Raw genomic sequence first — 14,773 nt, 5'->3', positions numbered from 1 at the left:
GTCTATATCGTCATGTCTGTATAACTTCATAGACAAGCTAGAGATAGCTCCCGCACAATATAAAATACAGCACAGGATGGTGTAAGTAATGAAGTTTTTGAAAGTAAAATGGATGGCTGTATGTTTGATGGCAATCTGTTGTTTGGGTCTGTTGGGCATACATACGAATACGGCAAGTGCTCAAGCGAAGGCTCCTTTGCTGGGGGTCAATGATGTATTACTGGACTCTAATACGATTCGGCCAGTGATGGAAAATGACAAGTTGTATGTACCTATCGTTACATTAGGTCAAAAGATGGGGATCTCCACTTCGGCTAGCGGACGTACATTGGTGTTGACCGGACATAATCGCAGCTTTACGCTGGATCTGACCAAGGGTGATGTTTTTGAGCGCGGAGGACGTACGATGGTGCCAATTCGCACATTGGCGGATGCCTTCGGTTTTACCATCACGATACCTTCAAGCAATCTATATCGGATTCAGAACGCGAATGCGAGCTTGTCTGATACACAATTTTTGAATAAATTTGCCGCAGAAATTAAACAGTATGCAGCCGTGAAGCCCGGCAAAACTAGCAATGCAGGAACCAAGGGGAACGCTTCCTCATCGAGCCGAACGATTTATTTGAGCTTTGATGATGGTCCTACGGCGCATACTTCACAACTGTTGGATATTTTGGATAAATATAATGCCAAGGCTACTTTCTTTATGCTGGGACCGGAAATTCGTGAACATAGTGCAGTTATGAAGAGAATGGTAGAGGCGGGTCATGGCTTGGGCTTGCACGGGATGTCGCACCAGGTGAAGAAAATCTATGCTTCTCCGGCAGCGGCGCTTGCAGAAATGAATCAGGATAATGAGATTTTATTCCAGGCAACTGGGCAACGCACTTCTTTGATTCGTACTCCTTATGGCAGCAAACCGTATTTGAAGAAAGCATTCCGTGATCAGCTGACGGGTGCGGGCTATCATATTTGGGATTGGAATGTAGATTCCAACGATTGGCGTTATACCAAAAATCCAGAGCATTTTGAACAAACTGTTCTGAGTGATATTAGAAGATTGAAAAAACAAGGCAGAACACCTGTCGTTCTTATGCATGATAAGCCATCTACGATCAAGGTACTTCCACAGATTATGGCGGCTTTGCAGAAGGAAGGCTATTCTTTTGAGCCGTTGAATGGCAATCTGACTCCACTTAATTTTTGGAATGATCATCGTTAATTGAATAGCTTGTCAGAAAAACAGGCTACCCTACTTTATTTTTTGAAGAGGGGGGGTCTGTTTTTTTATATAAGCGGTAAGCAGAAATCAGGTCTTGGATAAACAAGCGTTACATTGCCCAATAAGGAAGTAAAGACACCTTTAAAACTATTTATTAGGTTTTTTAGGGTGTTTTTTGTCGTGTGTGCACAGAAAATCATGAGGTTTGCAGCTTGTTTTATATGAATCTATGATTTCAGTTCCCTCTTCAGGTCATATGACTTTACGGGTTGCCACGTCGCTGCATATATTGCAGTAACCGCCCCGAGAGGAGGAACAGGTATGAATATTAACCCCGCTATGTTTAGTATGTTTTGCGCTACCACAGGTGCCATTATTACCTTTGCATTTGGCGGCTGGAATCAGCTTATGGTGCTGTTCACGGTTGCAATGGCTATTGATTATGTGACTGGGGTTGCCGCAGCGATTAAGACTGGGGAAGGCTTGAGCAGCAAAGCAGGGTTTTGGGGATTGACGAGGAAGGCTTTGATGCTGATGGTGATTTCTTTGGCACATCATGTAGACCTCCTGATGGGCACTGAAATGATGAAAGGGGCGGCGACGTATTTTTATTTATCCAATGAATTAATCTCGATTACGGAAAACTGCTCACGCATGGGCTTGCCGCTCCCACCGAAGCTCAAGAATTTTTTTGCTCTGCTGAAGGACAAGGAGTCTGCCGGGAAAGATGGTGGAAAAGATCGCTAGAATTACGAAGTTTCTTTCCGTATGCGGGACGTTATGATAAAATTTTCAAGAGAACATTTTAAGATAAGGAGCCTATACGCATGATTAAACATATTGTTTTGTTCAAATTGAAAGAACGCTCCCCTGAAAGCATTGAGCATACGGCGTCCGTCTTGCGCAGCATGAATGGTAAAATCAAAGAACTTCTATCACTCGAAGTAGGTACGGATGTGATTCGTTCGGAACGATCTTATGATATTTCCCTTACGGCTGTTGTCGAAACACTGGAGGATCTGCAGACGTATCAGATACACCCTGTGCATCAGGAGATCATTGTACACATGAATGAAGTGAAAGATGTATCGATCGCAGTTGATTATGAAATTTGAAGCGGTTCGGGAGGTGAAGGACCTTGTATTATGTCAACCGGGAGCAAATTGAGCTTCGACTAGGTGCCGTTCCCGACATTGCTGCAGGACTCCGCCGCATAACGGCCGCTTGGAACGGAGATTTGTTGCAGGGACTGGTGCAGGAGCGCTGCCTACATCTGGCGATTGAAACGGTAACGGACGTAGGAAGCTATATCATTGATGGATTTATTATGCGCGATGCCAGCAGCTACGAGGATATTATCGGTATCATTCATGAAGAGGGCGTACTGGATGATACCGTGTTTAATCCGATCATGGAGCTGGTCGCCTTGCGGAAACCCTTGGTGCAGGAATATTTCCATTGGGACCGGACGAGCCTTCATCCGCTCACACCTGAGCTGCCCGAGCTATTGGAGCGTTTTGCATCCAGTGTGCATGACTATTTAAATAAGGAATTGGGTCCGCAGCCCGAGGGAGTGTAAAGGCTAAAGTGACGGATAAGTATATCGTTCCCGAAATGCCCACCAGGCGCATGATTATGACATTGTTGAAAACCAAGGGACCTGTGGGCGTCGGAAGCTTGGCAGCTCAATTGGGCATTACCGAAATGGGGGTGCGCAGGCATCTCAAATTGATGGAGCAGGATGGTCTCATCGTCGCTACCGTAGTGCGGCAGGCGATGGGACGTCCGACGTTTTTGTACAGTCTGAGCGAGCAGGGAAGTGAGCAGTTTCCCCGCAATTATGATCATTTGTTGCTGGAACTACTGGGGGAACTGGATGAAGAGCAGGGAATGGAAGCTGTTTACTCTCTGTTTGACGGCAGAAAACGCAAAATGATGAAGCGTTACGCCCCTCAGATAGAGAGCGAGACCACGCTGGCTTCACGTGTGGAAAAGCTTTCCGGCATTCAGAACGCCTCCGGTTATATGGCGGAGTGGCGGGAAGAAGAGGACGGGAGCTACTCTATTGTGGAATACAATTGTCCGATTTCTCAAATCGCAGGCCGTTACCGCAAGGCTTGTGAATGTGAGCAGCAAATGTTCGAGGAGCTGCTTGATGCCGAGGTTGTTCGTGAGGATTGCTTGGCGGATGGAGGACGTTGCTGCCTGTATCGTATCCGGTCCCGAAAAAAGTAGGAGCTTTTATGGTCGTTCGCTGTGTCATGACAAGCTCTCCCTGCTTATAATGCATTAACAGATGGGCATTCGCCCGGGCATAAGGGAGAGATGATGATGAAAGAAAACCACAAAAGCTTTATCCGTGGTGCGGTGGCAGGTAGCATTGCCGGTTCGCTCGCTGCGCTGTTGTTTGCCCCCAAGTCAGGTCGTGATCTGCGTCAGGACATTACGGATCAGGCACGTCTAGTCAGTGATAAGGGGCAGGAACTGGCCGGGAAAATTACAGATACCTCTATTGAGTATACCGATAAAATTAAGGATACGGCCTCAGCGGTTATTCATGAAATCGGGCAATTTCGCAAAAAAGGCGGAGTTCTTCCTGAAGTCAGCATTTCATCCGATCCTGTTCAAGAAGATATCAAAAAGGATTCCCTGTAAGCAACTCTAAACCAATATAATTTAGCTGAATATGGATTCGCTTCGAGGCTTCTCCTGTTGGGATGAAGCCTCTTTGTTGATCGCTTTCCCTTTTTCGGGTAATATTTTGGGGTACCCTTTACTCGAATACAACATAAGGTATGTAGCAACGGATAGCTTCCCAAGAGGGAACGACTCATACTTGAACAAAAAGGAAGCGGTGTGTACGTGCAGCAAGCGATTGCAATATTGGATTCCGGTGTAGGAGGTCTGACGGTTGTTAAAGAAGTCATGCGTCAACTTCCAAGGGAAAAAATCATTTATTTTGGAGACACTGCGCGCACCCCGTATGGACCCCGGCCATCGGAAGAGGTTAAGAAATTTACAGAGCAAATGGTTGATTTTCTGATTCAATTTGATCCGAAAGTCATTATTATTGCCTGCAACACGGCAACAGCCGCGGCATTGGACTATATTAGCCAAAAGGTATCCATTCCGGTGATTGGAGTCATCCACCCCGGGGCACGTGCTGCAATTAGCGCAACAGCCACCGGGCATGTCGGGGTGATTGGGACTGTAGGTACAATCCGAAGCGGAGCCTATACGGCTGCGCTGAAGCAACTATCCCCCTATGTAGACGTGGTGAGCCATGCTTGCCCTTCGCTTGTTCCTTTGGTGGAACAGGGATTGTTCCGTTCAGAGACAACATCAGAGGTCGTAGAGGAGACATTGAGACGGATTCAAGCGTACCCGATTGATTGTCTGATTCTTGGTTGTACGCATTATCCTTTTTTGAAGGAAACGATTCAGGAAGTGATGGGCCCCAACGTGAAGCTGATTAGCTCCGCAGACGAAACGGCTCGTGAGACGAGTACGATTTTGTATAACAAGGGCAAGTTGGAAGCCGGGGATGAGACACCGGTGCATCAGCTTTTTTGTTCTGGTGATCCGGAATTGTTCCAGAGTATCGCAGCACAGTGGCTTGGGGAGCAAATTCGTCAAACGCCTGTTGTTTGGCAGGTCACCAATCTCGATTGACGAGACGGCCGATTTTTTTGTCATTAGACAAAAGAATCGGCTGTTTTGGTATTCGCTTCATCAAGACACGCCGCGTCTGCATAACATGCAGTAAGACAGATGGAAGGGGCGTAGAAGATGAGGGAATATATCGTACAAAAAGGAGATACTTTGCACCGGGTCGCCTCGGCTTTTAAATTATCGGCAGATACATTGATGGCAGACAATCCATGGACTGCCGCGCAACCCTATCTGGTTTGTGGTCAAGTGCTGTACATTCGTCCGTCAATGGATCGTAAATACGTTATTCAGCCCGGTGAGCATGCCAGACACATTGCCAAGCAGTTTGGTGTGGAGCTTGATGAACTGCGGCAGGCTAATCCCGAACTTGCGGAGCATGATTTTGTGGAAGGAAAAACAATCATTATCCCTGAACACCATCAGGATCAGATTATACATTTGCGCGGGGAGTATGGGTACGAGGACTTGAGAGAAGATCTTGCGGCACTGGCTCAAAGGTATCCGTTTATTGAAGTTGGCAGCATCGGCACCAGTGTCATGGGAAAGGATATTCCCTATGTACGTATTGGACGGGGACCACTGAAAATTCACGCCAATGCCTCCGTACATGCCAATGAATGGCTGACGACACCGTGTTTGCTGCGTTTTGTAGAGCGATATGCGCAAGGAGTCGACAGGAAGAATGGAAATGAAGAGGGGGAGCATCACGATGAGCGAGAGGATCAAGGTAATGCTCCTCCATGGATATATGGCGTTTCTCCACAGACTTGGCTAAACCGTACTTCCTTATGGGTAGTGCCCATGGTCAATCCGGACGGGGTGGAACTGGTTCAACAAGGTGTCCTTCCGTCTCATCCCCTGTATCCTGACTTAAGAAAATGGAATGATGGCCGCGCTGATTATCGTGGGTGGAAGGCGAACATTCGCGGTGTAGATCTCAACGATCAGTTTCCGGCGCATTGGGAGGAAGAGGTGCGAAGACGCGGCAAAACAGGTCCGTCCAGAAGGGATTATGCGGGTCCTGCACCTTTGTCTGAGCCAGAGGCTAAAGCGCTTGTCGATCTGACGGAGCGGGAACAGTTTGATATGGTGTTGTCCATACACAGTCAGGGACAGGAAATCTATTGGAATTACCGGGATTTGGAGCCAAAGGAGAGTCGGGATTGGGCATCACGGCTGGCGGCTGCGACAGGATACCGGGCGGTAAAGCTGGGGGGCAGTGATGCAGGGTATAAGGACTGGTTTATACAGCGCTTTGGCAAACCTGGTTTTACCGTTGAAGTCGGGCTGGGCGTAAATCCGCTGCCTATGCGTGATTATGACGATATTGCGGCAGAGGTGGGCATGTTAATGGCAACGGTGCTGTCATGGTAAAAGGGTCGACCTGAAACGCCATAGTTTATCAGTACGTATTAGGAGGAGCACGTGTTTTTACAAGTGTTCCTCTTACATGTCCCTTCAATGGGGTATATATACTTAGGAGCATTGGAAATGGAGTGAGCAACCTATGAAGTGGAAAAGATTACTGTCTCTCCGTCAATGGTCACATGTGTTTCGTCGCATGCCCCGGTTTATTACGTCGTCGAAAATTCCATTGGGTGAAAAATTGCTGTTTGTCGTTCCTGTACTGCTCTATTGGGTACTGCCGGATGTCATGCCCTTTATGCCCATTGACGACATTGGGGTGACGCTGCTGCTGATGAACTGGTTTGTGACCCGCGCTGAACGAAAATATCCCGATGTGCTTGAGAAGCAGCGTGTACGTGTCCGGTAGGAATATAAGCTTGTGAATTTCGTGATTGCGATTTTTCGCAGTTTTCTTTACAATAGGAATATTGCCTTTCTAGTGTAGAGGCTATTTGCAGTTTATAGTTGTTGAACTTACCTGTTAAATTGTGTGGCACGGATATTCATACTCCGATGGACCACACTTCATTTGATTAATATGAAGGAGATGAAGTTGATGAATTGCAAAATTACTCGCAACGCTGCTAAAGTATTGAAGCTTGAATTGGATAAAGAAGAAAACCAAGGGAAGAGCCTGCGGGTTGTCATTACTCATTCCCATGGAGATCATGCTCATTACGGGCTGGATTTGGACACGCCTAAAGAAACAGATACCGTCGTATCTACAGATAAAGGCATTGATGTTATTTTGGAAAACGGCCAGCCGCTGCTGGATGGCGTGAAAATTGATTACTTGTATTTCCCCGAAGAAGGATTTGTCATTACTAACCCTTCCCAAGGTAATCACGGCGACCACTAAGCCAGAGCACGGAGGGACGACAGATGGCCAATGATATTCGCGTATGTGATGAATGCAATCATATTCGCTTGAAAACAATCTTGCCCAAGCTGCAAAAGATGGCACCGGATGCGGAGATCAAAATCGGTTGCAAGTCGTATTGCGGACCTTGTGGGAAGCGCGCGTTCGTATATGTGAACGGACGCTATATAAGTGCAGCTACAGAAGATGAAGTATTGGAGAAGGCTGCGCGTTTTATAAAATAATTCCAGTACGCAGCATTCGCGGCTTTGTATAGTTCCCCTTCTTCTGATCCATGCTAATGGATGCAGACCACTGCCCAGAAGGAGGAGTGACTCATGGCCCAATATGATTCTAATCTGGACAATCACAGTGTCGAGGCCCAAACGCAAAACTCGGTGGACAAGCTTCACCATGCCGTTTCTCAGGCATTGTCACATCCGGCTGAGCAACTGATCGAGCAGGCGGAGCAGTCCCGTACTCATGCGGAGCATGCCATAGAGCAGGCGAAGGACAGCCTTGGCGACGATGCGGTAGAGGTTGCCGAGGAAATGCTTGGTGAAGAGACACAACGGCTGGAGCAGGCCAAAAAAGCATTGCGCCCATAAGCATTCGTAAATGTAAATGAGCGCGGTTTACTAGCACAAGAATACCAAAAGCCCGATCATCAGCATGTTGCTGCTTGATCGGGCTTTTCTTGTAGGTACTCATCCTTCTGGGAATCCGGGAAGGGTGCTGTGCAAGCAACCTTCCTCAGAAAGTCTATTTGGATGTCGAAGGAGTTGTAGTTACTTCTTTGATTTGCGGTTCCCATTGGCGAATGAGATCATACGTGATCACCTGATCGGAAATGTTCAACCGATTGAGAGCTTCAGTATACCCCGGTCCGCAGGCGTTCACATCCGTAGGCTGGCCTGTGGTAAGGTTGTAACAGGTTCCTTTGGAGAATGTGCCGTCCTCGGATGGAATGTAGTACACACGACCATCAGTGAAGGCACCACTGCGCAGCACGACCATGCGAGGCTTCCCGCTGAACAGATCATTTCCCATAAAGTGATACGGTTTCGTTGAAATGCCGAGCAGATGCATCACCGACGGTGTCAGATCAAGCTGTCCTGCCGGTTCAGTGTAAGTTCCCGCATGGCTTCCATCGGGAAGATGCACAAGCAGCGGCACCTGGTTCATGATTTTTTGCATATCAAGATCTGTGAGTGGTTTACCCAGAAATTTCTCATACAGGGTCTTATCTTTAATGGAATTGTCGTGATCCCCGTAGAACATCAGGATCGTATTATCCCACAATCCGTCTTTCTTCATTTGATCCACCAGTTCACCTAGTGCTTCATCCACATAATGCACGGATTTCAAATAGTCTCCGAACATGGTCCCTTCAAACTCGCCAACATCCAAATCCACAGCGTCAGGTGACAGATTGTAAGGGTGGTGGCTCGAAATTCCGACCATATAAGCGTAGAACGGCTGTTTGACCTCAGTGGTGAGATCATTGAGCGTTTGCCGGAAAAAGGATTTGTCTCCCAGCGACCATCCAAGCGGCTCGTCTATTTTAAAATCTTTTTTACTGTAGAACTTGTCATAGTTCATCGCCTTATACATCGTGTAGCGATTCCAGAAGCTGCTGTCGTAAACGTGAAATGCATTAGGGCTGTAGCCAGTATCTTTTAGAATAGAAGGCAACGTATCGAATTTATGGTCCGCATAACGGATGAATACCGAGCCTGTAGGGAGTGGATGCAGTGAAGCATGTGTAGTGAAATCCGCGTCTGAAGTACGGCCCTGCGCAGTCTGGTGATAATAATTGTTAAAATACATGCTTTCCTTCGTCAGCTTGTCAAAGTTAGGCGTTATGGCCTGACCGTTGATCTCCTTGCCGATGAAAAAGTTCATATACGCTTCGGCTTGAATGACCATCACATTTTTGCCTTTATACTTGCCGGAAAGGTCATTTTTCACCTGAAGCAGCTTTTGATGCTGATTAAACCATTCCTTATCCTTATCGGACTCAGCCTGAGCCAGCGTAGGCTGAGATCCCAGATGGTCCTGTCCATAGCGGTAAATGTCGTACCCGTGAAATCCGATCAGCCCGGTTACATTGTACAGGGCCATCGACCACCAGTTACCGACGAATATGCCGGTTGCCCACGTGGACGTATAGTATTTAATCGGTCCAAAGGTAAAAATGTAGCCGATCAGGAAGGCCAACGCGCCTTTGGAGAAGCGAAGCAGAAACCTTTTGCTGAATGAACCGCGTGACGTTTGGATGTAAGAATCACTCGTTGTATACCGACGCCGCAGGGAAGCCACGAACATCACATACGGAATGAACAGGATCCAGTCTGCAAAAAAGAAAAGATCCCACCAGTACATCAGAGATATGATACTTCCACCCAGGGAATCAACTTGTCCGGCTTGAAGCAAGACGGGAATCGTAATGAAATCCTGAAAATACCGATAATAAACCATGTCAGAGTAAATGAGCGCGGTAAGCAAAATATCAAGCACCACAAGAGCGATTAAACGTCCGCGCCGTAACAGCCATAAGGTCCAAAAACTCACAAGCAAGAGCGAACCGATCGCGATGACATAATCCAGCGGATTCATGTCAACATTTTGGGCATGCAGGTTATGGTGGATCAGAACGAGCTTGCCAATCATAAGTACAAAAAACAGACCAAACCCGAAATATCGGGACAACAGCATTCTGCTGAACATGTTTCCAGTGCGATTTGCACTGGCCGTGCGAATAACCAACACTTTACCCCCTTCGGCAGAAATGTTCGGCTAGTATAAACTAAATATTAACGTAATGTTAAAACCGAAATCGCCTTTAATTATTATAGCGCTCATCCCGCGCATTTCAATGATTAAGTAAAGAAAATACAGCATTTTCCTTCCAGTACAGCAGGGGAAAGCTACATTTTTATCCTATGAACAACACAAATCAGGCCAGAAGGCGAACGGATGGTTCGCTTCCTGGCCTGAGCATCATCTACTTAAGGCTGAGTATCTTTGTGGCGCGGTGGTAGAGGGCCCAGATACTGATAGTATTGGCATTCGATCCGGCCATTAAACAGCTTGCGGCGCTTATCGGCTTTACGGCCCCAATAGTGCTCGAATTGCTTGGTGGAGCTGATGGCAAAGAAGGACCATGTCTTCATTTCCGCTGCCGTGCGTGCGATTGACCGGATCAGCTTCTCTACCTCGGTTTCCTCACTCAGTCTCTCACCATAAGGTGGATTGGTAATCATCACACCATATTGGCCTTCAAGTCTGACTTTCGTTACAGGCATCACCTTTAATGAGATATCTTTAGCGAAGCCTGCCGCCTTTACAGCAGCCTCAGCGACTTCGATGGCACCTGGATCAATATCGCTGCCTGCAATCTCGAAAGGAATGTCATCGCGGGTCAAATCCATCGCTTCGTCGCGAGCCTGATCCCATAGCTCGCGACCAATGACAGGCCAGTCTTCCGAGTTAAAGGTACGTCTCAGTCCCGGAGCAATATTCCATGCCTGCATTGCTGCTTCTACCAGCAGAGTACCGGAACCGCAGCACGGGTCATAGAACGGTCGATCCGGGGTCCAGCGGCTAAGCTGAATCAGAGCGGAAGCCATCGTCTCTTTGAGCGGAGCCTCCGTCACGAGCTTGCGATAACCGCGCTTGTGCAGTCCCGGACCTGTCGTATCAAGCGTTAGCAATGCACGGTCATTTAAGAGAATGACCTCTATAACGTAACGAGGGCCGTCCTCTTCAAACCAATCCGTGTGGTAGGTTTCCTTGAGCTTTTCTACAATCGCCTTCTTGACGATTCCCTGACTGGCTGGTACGCTACTAAGCTGTGATTTGTGCGAGCGTCCCTCTACCGGAAATTCACCATCCATAGGAATCCAATCCTCCCATGGCAAAGCTTTGGTGCACTCGAACAGCTCGTCGAAGGTGGTTGCGGCAAATTCGCCCATTTTAATAAGAACGCGGTCTGATGTGCGCAACCACAGGTTACACCGGCATATATCAATATAATCACCGGAAAAAACGACGCGGCCATTCTCGACGGTCAGGTCCTCATATCCGAGTTCTCTGAGCTCCCGAGCCACGACGGCTTCAAGTCCCATCGGCGCAGTTGCAATTAGTTGCAGTTGAGTCATTAAACGTATTCACTCCGTCCCCATAATCATATAAGCTTGGTTCAATCCCTATAGTATAGGTCATTGTACACGAAGAGACAAATAATTAAGGCAAATAATTTACGAAGGACATCGCGTCCAACCTACGTTATGATAAAGCGAGAAGGAGAGATGAAACGTGGAAATTACACCCAATATGACGCCTGAACAATATGTAGACCAACTGGTACAGGAAGATAAAACGCTACGCGGCATCAGGGAGGCCATTGTTGCAGAGGGGATGCCTGAGGTATCGGTGGCTCATCCTTACGGAAAGCTGCTGACCTTTCTAATTGAGGTATCCGGCGCGCAGCAGGTACTGGAGATTGGCGCATTAGGCGGATACAGTGGATTATGTCTGGCCCGTGGATTGGGAGAGAAGGGACGCATTGTGTCATTAGAGCTGAAAGAAGCGTATGCGGCACTGGCACATAGACATATGGAGGCAAACGGCTACGGTGACCGTGTCGAATATCGTCTCGGACCTGCAGCGGACAGCCTGAAGGAACTTCAGGAAGAGGGGAGGACCTTCGATTTTTTCTTCATCGATGCCGATAAGGAAAATTACCCGGTGTATCTGGAATATGCGATTGCTCTGGCGAATCCAGGTGCCATTATTGCGGGAGATAACTGTTTCCTTCGCGGACGGACGCTCAATACCGACAAGAACGGTCCTGCCGTACAGGCCGTGAGACGCTTTAACGAAACGATAGCTACGGACCCGCGGCTAGTCAGTACGCTTTTGCCAGCCTATGACGGATTGGCATTGGCCCGTGTAAAATAGGCTGTAGTGTTACTTATACAGCTATACAAAAAGTAGCTATACAAAAAGAACCTCCTTGTCCACAAAATTGTGGAGCGGAGGTTCTTGTCTGTTCTGGAAGGCTGACCTTACCAGAAGGCTATCTTACCTGAAATCAGGTGCAGGCTTACGATCATAGAGCTTCATACGTACCCAGAATATATTGACGATCAGCAGGACACCTGACATGATGAACAATCCTTCGATGCCGATAAAACCGGACAGTACCCCGCCAATAACAGCGCCCAGCATATTACCAAGCGCCAGCGAGCTGGTATTGAAGCCGAACGAACGGCTTTCCATGCCTTCCGGTGTATACGTGCGAATCAGCGCGTTTACGCTTGGCAGCAGTCCGCCCATAAATATACCCATGAAAAAACGGATCGTGACGAGCTGCCATACCTGATTGACAAAAGCCTGCGGAATGAGCATGAGCGCGGTTCCGAGCAGAGCGAGGGTCAAAATGCGGTGTGCCCCGATCTTGTCACTCAATCTTCCAAGCAGCGGCGCAGCGACCATATTGGATACGCCGGTAATGGCTGTAACAAACCCGGCAATGAGCGCAATTCCTTCTGCCGACCCATACAGCTTTTGCACATATAACGGCAACAAAGATACCGTACTGATCATGGCAAACTGGAGCAGGAACGTTACGGTGAACAAAGCCGGAAGCTGGGGCGTATGGCTTAGCTCCTTTAATCCGGCAAGAACCGAAATTTGCGGTATTCGTGCAGCTTCGGCTTTGCTGAAATCTTCCTTAACCAGAAACATTGCGATGAGAGAGGCTACAAGAATAAGAGCGCCTGTAATGTAAAAGATCGGTCTGAATCCAACCCAGTCAGCCAAAAAACCGCCCATCAGAGGGCCGAGAATCGTACCCGCCATCTGACCGGATTGCATAATCCCCATAGCGAAACCGGTCCGTTCTTTGGGTGTGGTACCCGACACCAGAGAAATCGAAGCCGGATTGAAGCCCGAAATCGTACCGTTCAGCAGACGAAGCGCCAACAGTTGCCACGGATGGGTGACCAAACCCATGCAGCCAATCACCAGAGCCATACCGAAGCCCGAGCGGAGCAGCATTACTTTGCGCCCATATCGGTCAGCCAGTTTGCCCCATAGAGGCTGGAACATAAATGAAGTCAAAAAGTTTGCGGCAAAAATAACTCCGGCCCACAGACCGATATCATGCTCTCCCTTGACATGAAGGTCTTGGGCCAGATAAAGAGCGAGGAACGGAGTAATCATCGTAATACCCGCATTGACTAGAAACTGACCGAACCAAAGCACAATGAGATTGACTTTCCACGTCTCCCACGTTTTCAATGTGCTTTCACTTCCTTTCTGCCATTTCATGCTGATGCAAAACTACTTATCCATGTAGAATCCATGTAGAACTTCCCGGAGCTTTAAAAAAGCCATTCCTCTAGTATAGCACACTTCATTGAAACTTTATCCAAATGTCATGGGTTTGTCATGGATTGTCCGCCAGCGGCGGTTGTTACGACTCTTGAAAAAGGGCATAATAAAATACAGTAGTTACGATTCGAACTGGAGGCTGAAGTCATGACCTACAACGATACCTTTATCCGCGCATGCCGCAAGCAGGCTGTGGATCATATTCCCGTATGGTACATGCGGCAGGCCGGAAGATATGATCCTGAATATCGCAAAATTAAAGAAAAATACACGTTGCTTGAAATTTGTCGTCAGCCCGAGCTGGCTGCAGAAGTGACCTTAATGCCCGTGCGCAAGCTCGGGGTAGACGCTGCTATTTTATATTCTGATATTATGAATCCGGTAGCCTCGCTGGGGATTGATTTTGATATTGTCAAAAATATCGGTCCGGTTATTGATAATCCGATCCGGACAGCGGCGGACGTGGACAAGCTGCGCCCGATTGATGTAGAACGAGATTTGAGTCACATTTTGGAAACGATCCGTATTTTGGACCGTGAGCTGGAGGTACCGCTGATTACGTTCGCTGGAGCTCCTTTTACAATTGCGAGTTATTTAATAGAAGGAAGACCGTCCAAAGGATATATCCGCACCAAAGCCATGATGTACGGAGAGCCTGAATTATGGCATCGGCTGATGGACAAGCTTGGAGACATGGTTATTACATACGTGCGTGCCCATATTGCTAATGGCGGCAAGGCATTTCAACTGTTTGATAGCTGGGTAGGGGCGCTTTCGCCTCATGATTTTCAAATGTTTGTGCTGCCGAAGATTACACGTATTTTCCATGAACTGTCTGATCTGGACGTACCAAAAATCTATTTTCCAGGTGTAAGCTCTGGCGAGTTGCTACCGCTGCTGGGCGGGGTAAAGGCCGATGTGATCGGACTGGACTGGCGGGTAAGTATACCAGAAGGACGCCGTCGTTTGGGTAATGGTTTTGGTGTGCAGGGAAATCTGGACCCTTACGTGCTCACAGCGCCGATGGATGTAATCAAACAGTATGCGAAAACGATTGTGGATGAAGGAATTTTGGAGCCGGGATATATTTTTAATCTGGGTCACGGTTTATTTCCAGAAGCTTCGTTAGATAAATTGAGAGAGCTTACGGAGTATGTGCATGAGTATTCCCGTTCCGTTTTGATAAAGAAGTAATCAATCAGAAATTT

17 protein-coding genes are annotated in these 14,773 nt (G+C 47.7%); 14 read left to right on the top strand and 3 right to left on the bottom strand.

The window, feature by feature from the left end:
- Positions 1-88: 88 nt before the first annotated feature.
- From ASL14_RS02655 to ASL14_RS02600, 12 genes are all read left to right on the top strand, one after another.
- The gene (locus ASL14_RS02655) at positions 89-1,225 is read left to right on the top strand and encodes a polysaccharide deacetylase family protein (RefSeq protein ID WP_134910346.1); all 1,137 of its coding nucleotides are present in this window, start codon (positions 89-91) and stop codon (positions 1,223-1,225) included.
- A 321-nt stretch (positions 1,226-1,546) separates the two neighbouring features.
- Positions 1,547-1,972: a phage holin family protein gene (locus tag ASL14_RS02650; RefSeq protein WP_134910345.1), complete on the top strand. Its 426-nt coding sequence runs from the start codon at positions 1,547-1,549 to the stop codon at positions 1,970-1,972.
- Positions 1,973-2,052: 80 nt separating this feature from the next.
- Complete coding sequence (locus tag ASL14_RS02645) at positions 2,053-2,340, top strand: Dabb family protein (protein WP_134910344.1); 288 nt, start codon at positions 2,053-2,055, stop codon at positions 2,338-2,340.
- Positions 2,341-2,363: 23 nt separating this feature from the next.
- A complete protein-coding gene (locus ASL14_RS02640) occupies positions 2,364-2,804 on the top strand; it encodes a DUF86 domain-containing protein (protein WP_134910343.1) in 441 nt (146 codons plus the stop codon).
- Between the two features lie 8 nt (positions 2,805-2,812).
- The gene (locus tag ASL14_RS02635; RefSeq protein ID WP_134910342.1) at positions 2,813-3,460 is read left to right on the top strand and encodes a helix-turn-helix transcriptional regulator; all 648 of its coding nucleotides are present in this window, start codon (positions 2,813-2,815) and stop codon (positions 3,458-3,460) included.
- 96 nt (positions 3,461-3,556) lie between these two features.
- A complete protein-coding gene (locus ASL14_RS02630) occupies positions 3,557-3,880 on the top strand; it encodes a YtxH domain-containing protein (RefSeq protein ID WP_134914356.1) in 324 nt (107 codons plus the stop codon).
- Between the two features lie 207 nt (positions 3,881-4,087).
- Positions 4,088-4,897 (top strand): glutamate racemase, encoded by an 810-nt coding sequence (racE, locus tag ASL14_RS02625; RefSeq protein ID WP_134910341.1) that lies wholly within the window; start codon positions 4,088-4,090, stop codon positions 4,895-4,897.
- 117 nt (positions 4,898-5,014) lie between these two features.
- Complete coding sequence (locus ASL14_RS02620) at positions 5,015-6,271, top strand: M14 family metallopeptidase (protein WP_134910340.1); 1,257 nt, start codon at positions 5,015-5,017, stop codon at positions 6,269-6,271.
- Between the two features lie 133 nt (positions 6,272-6,404).
- The gene (locus ASL14_RS02615; protein ID WP_134910339.1) at positions 6,405-6,671 is read left to right on the top strand and encodes a hypothetical protein; all 267 of its coding nucleotides are present in this window, start codon (positions 6,405-6,407) and stop codon (positions 6,669-6,671) included.
- Between the two features lie 189 nt (positions 6,672-6,860).
- Positions 6,861-7,163, top strand: a complete 303-nt coding sequence (locus tag ASL14_RS02610) for a heme biosynthesis protein HemY (protein WP_014280825.1) — start codon at positions 6,861-6,863, stop codon at positions 7,161-7,163.
- A 23-nt stretch (positions 7,164-7,186) separates the two neighbouring features.
- Entirely contained in the window at positions 7,187-7,408 is a 222-nt protein-coding gene (locus ASL14_RS02605) for a YuzB family protein (RefSeq protein WP_014280826.1), read from the top strand.
- Positions 7,409-7,501: 93 nt separating this feature from the next.
- Positions 7,502-7,771, top strand: coding sequence for a hypothetical protein (locus ASL14_RS02600; RefSeq protein ID WP_134910338.1), 270 nt, complete (start codon positions 7,502-7,504; stop codon positions 7,769-7,771).
- Positions 7,772-7,925: 154 nt separating this feature from the next.
- Here ASL14_RS02600 and ASL14_RS02595 read toward each other — a convergent pair whose 3' ends face one another.
- Positions 7,926-9,935 carry an LTA synthase family protein gene (locus ASL14_RS02595; RefSeq protein WP_134910337.1) on the bottom strand — a complete coding sequence of 670 codons (2,010 nt, stop codon included), beginning with the start codon at positions 9,933-9,935 and terminating at the stop codon, positions 7,926-7,928.
- A gap of 239 nt (positions 9,936-10,174) precedes the next feature.
- Positions 10,175-11,326: a THUMP domain-containing class I SAM-dependent RNA methyltransferase gene (locus tag ASL14_RS02590; protein ID WP_134910336.1), complete on the bottom strand. Its 1,152-nt coding sequence runs from the start codon at positions 11,324-11,326 to the stop codon at positions 10,175-10,177.
- Positions 11,327-11,483: 157 nt separating this feature from the next.
- Between ASL14_RS02590 and ASL14_RS02585 the strand changes: the two genes are divergently transcribed.
- Positions 11,484-12,128 carry an O-methyltransferase gene (locus ASL14_RS02585; protein ID WP_134910335.1) on the top strand — a complete coding sequence of 215 codons (645 nt, stop codon included), beginning with the start codon at positions 11,484-11,486 and terminating at the stop codon, positions 12,126-12,128.
- 123 nt (positions 12,129-12,251) lie between these two features.
- On the opposite strand, the gene ASL14_RS02580 is transcribed toward ASL14_RS02585, so the two are convergent.
- Entirely contained in the window at positions 12,252-13,472 is a 1,221-nt protein-coding gene (locus ASL14_RS02580) for an MFS transporter (protein WP_134914354.1), read from the bottom strand.
- A 240-nt stretch (positions 13,473-13,712) separates the two neighbouring features.
- On the opposite strand from ASL14_RS02580, the gene hemE reads away from it, so the two are divergent.
- Positions 13,713-14,759, top strand: coding sequence for a uroporphyrinogen decarboxylase (gene hemE / locus ASL14_RS02575; RefSeq protein WP_134910334.1), 1,047 nt, complete (start codon positions 13,713-13,715; stop codon positions 14,757-14,759).
- Positions 14,760-14,773 lie beyond the last annotated feature (14 nt).

Origin of the sequence: Paenibacillus sp. IHB B 3084 (assembly GCF_001447315.1) — a bacterium.
Taxonomy (GTDB): Bacteria; Bacillota; Bacilli; order Paenibacillales; family Paenibacillaceae; genus Paenibacillus.
This window is presented reverse-complemented; position numbering and strand designations above follow the sequence as displayed.

Bases quoted from the DNA above. Each gene is read 5' to 3' on its own strand.
- ASL14_RS02645 (WP_134910344.1), top strand. From the start codon at position 2,053: ATGATTAAACATATTGTTTTGTTCAAATTGAAAGAACGCTCCCCTGAA.
- hemE (WP_134910334.1), top strand. From the start codon at position 13,713: ATGACCTACAACGATACCTTTATCCGCGCATGCCGCAAGCAGGCTGTG.
- ASL14_RS02630 (WP_134914356.1), top strand. From the start codon at position 3,557: ATGAAAGAAAACCACAAAAGCTTTATCCGTGGTGCGGTGGCAGGTAGC.
- ASL14_RS02590 (WP_134910336.1), bottom strand. From the start codon at position 11,326: ATGACTCAACTGCAACTAATTGCAACTGCGCCGATGGGACTTGAAGCC.
- ASL14_RS02610 (WP_014280825.1), top strand. From the start codon at position 6,861: ATGAATTGCAAAATTACTCGCAACGCTGCTAAAGTATTGAAGCTTGAA.
- ASL14_RS02650 (WP_134910345.1), top strand. From the start codon at position 1,547: ATGAATATTAACCCCGCTATGTTTAGTATGTTTTGCGCTACCACAGGT.
- ASL14_RS02615 (WP_134910339.1), top strand. From the start codon at position 6,405: ATGAAGTGGAAAAGATTACTGTCTCTCCGTCAATGGTCACATGTGTTT.
- ASL14_RS02600 (WP_134910338.1), top strand. From the start codon at position 7,502: ATGGCCCAATATGATTCTAATCTGGACAATCACAGTGTCGAGGCCCAA.
- ASL14_RS02605 (WP_014280826.1), top strand. From the start codon at position 7,187: ATGGCCAATGATATTCGCGTATGTGATGAATGCAATCATATTCGCTTG.
- ASL14_RS02655 (WP_134910346.1), top strand. From the start codon at position 89: ATGAAGTTTTTGAAAGTAAAATGGATGGCTGTATGTTTGATGGCAATC.
- ASL14_RS02620 (WP_134910340.1), top strand. From the start codon at position 5,015: ATGAGGGAATATATCGTACAAAAAGGAGATACTTTGCACCGGGTCGCC.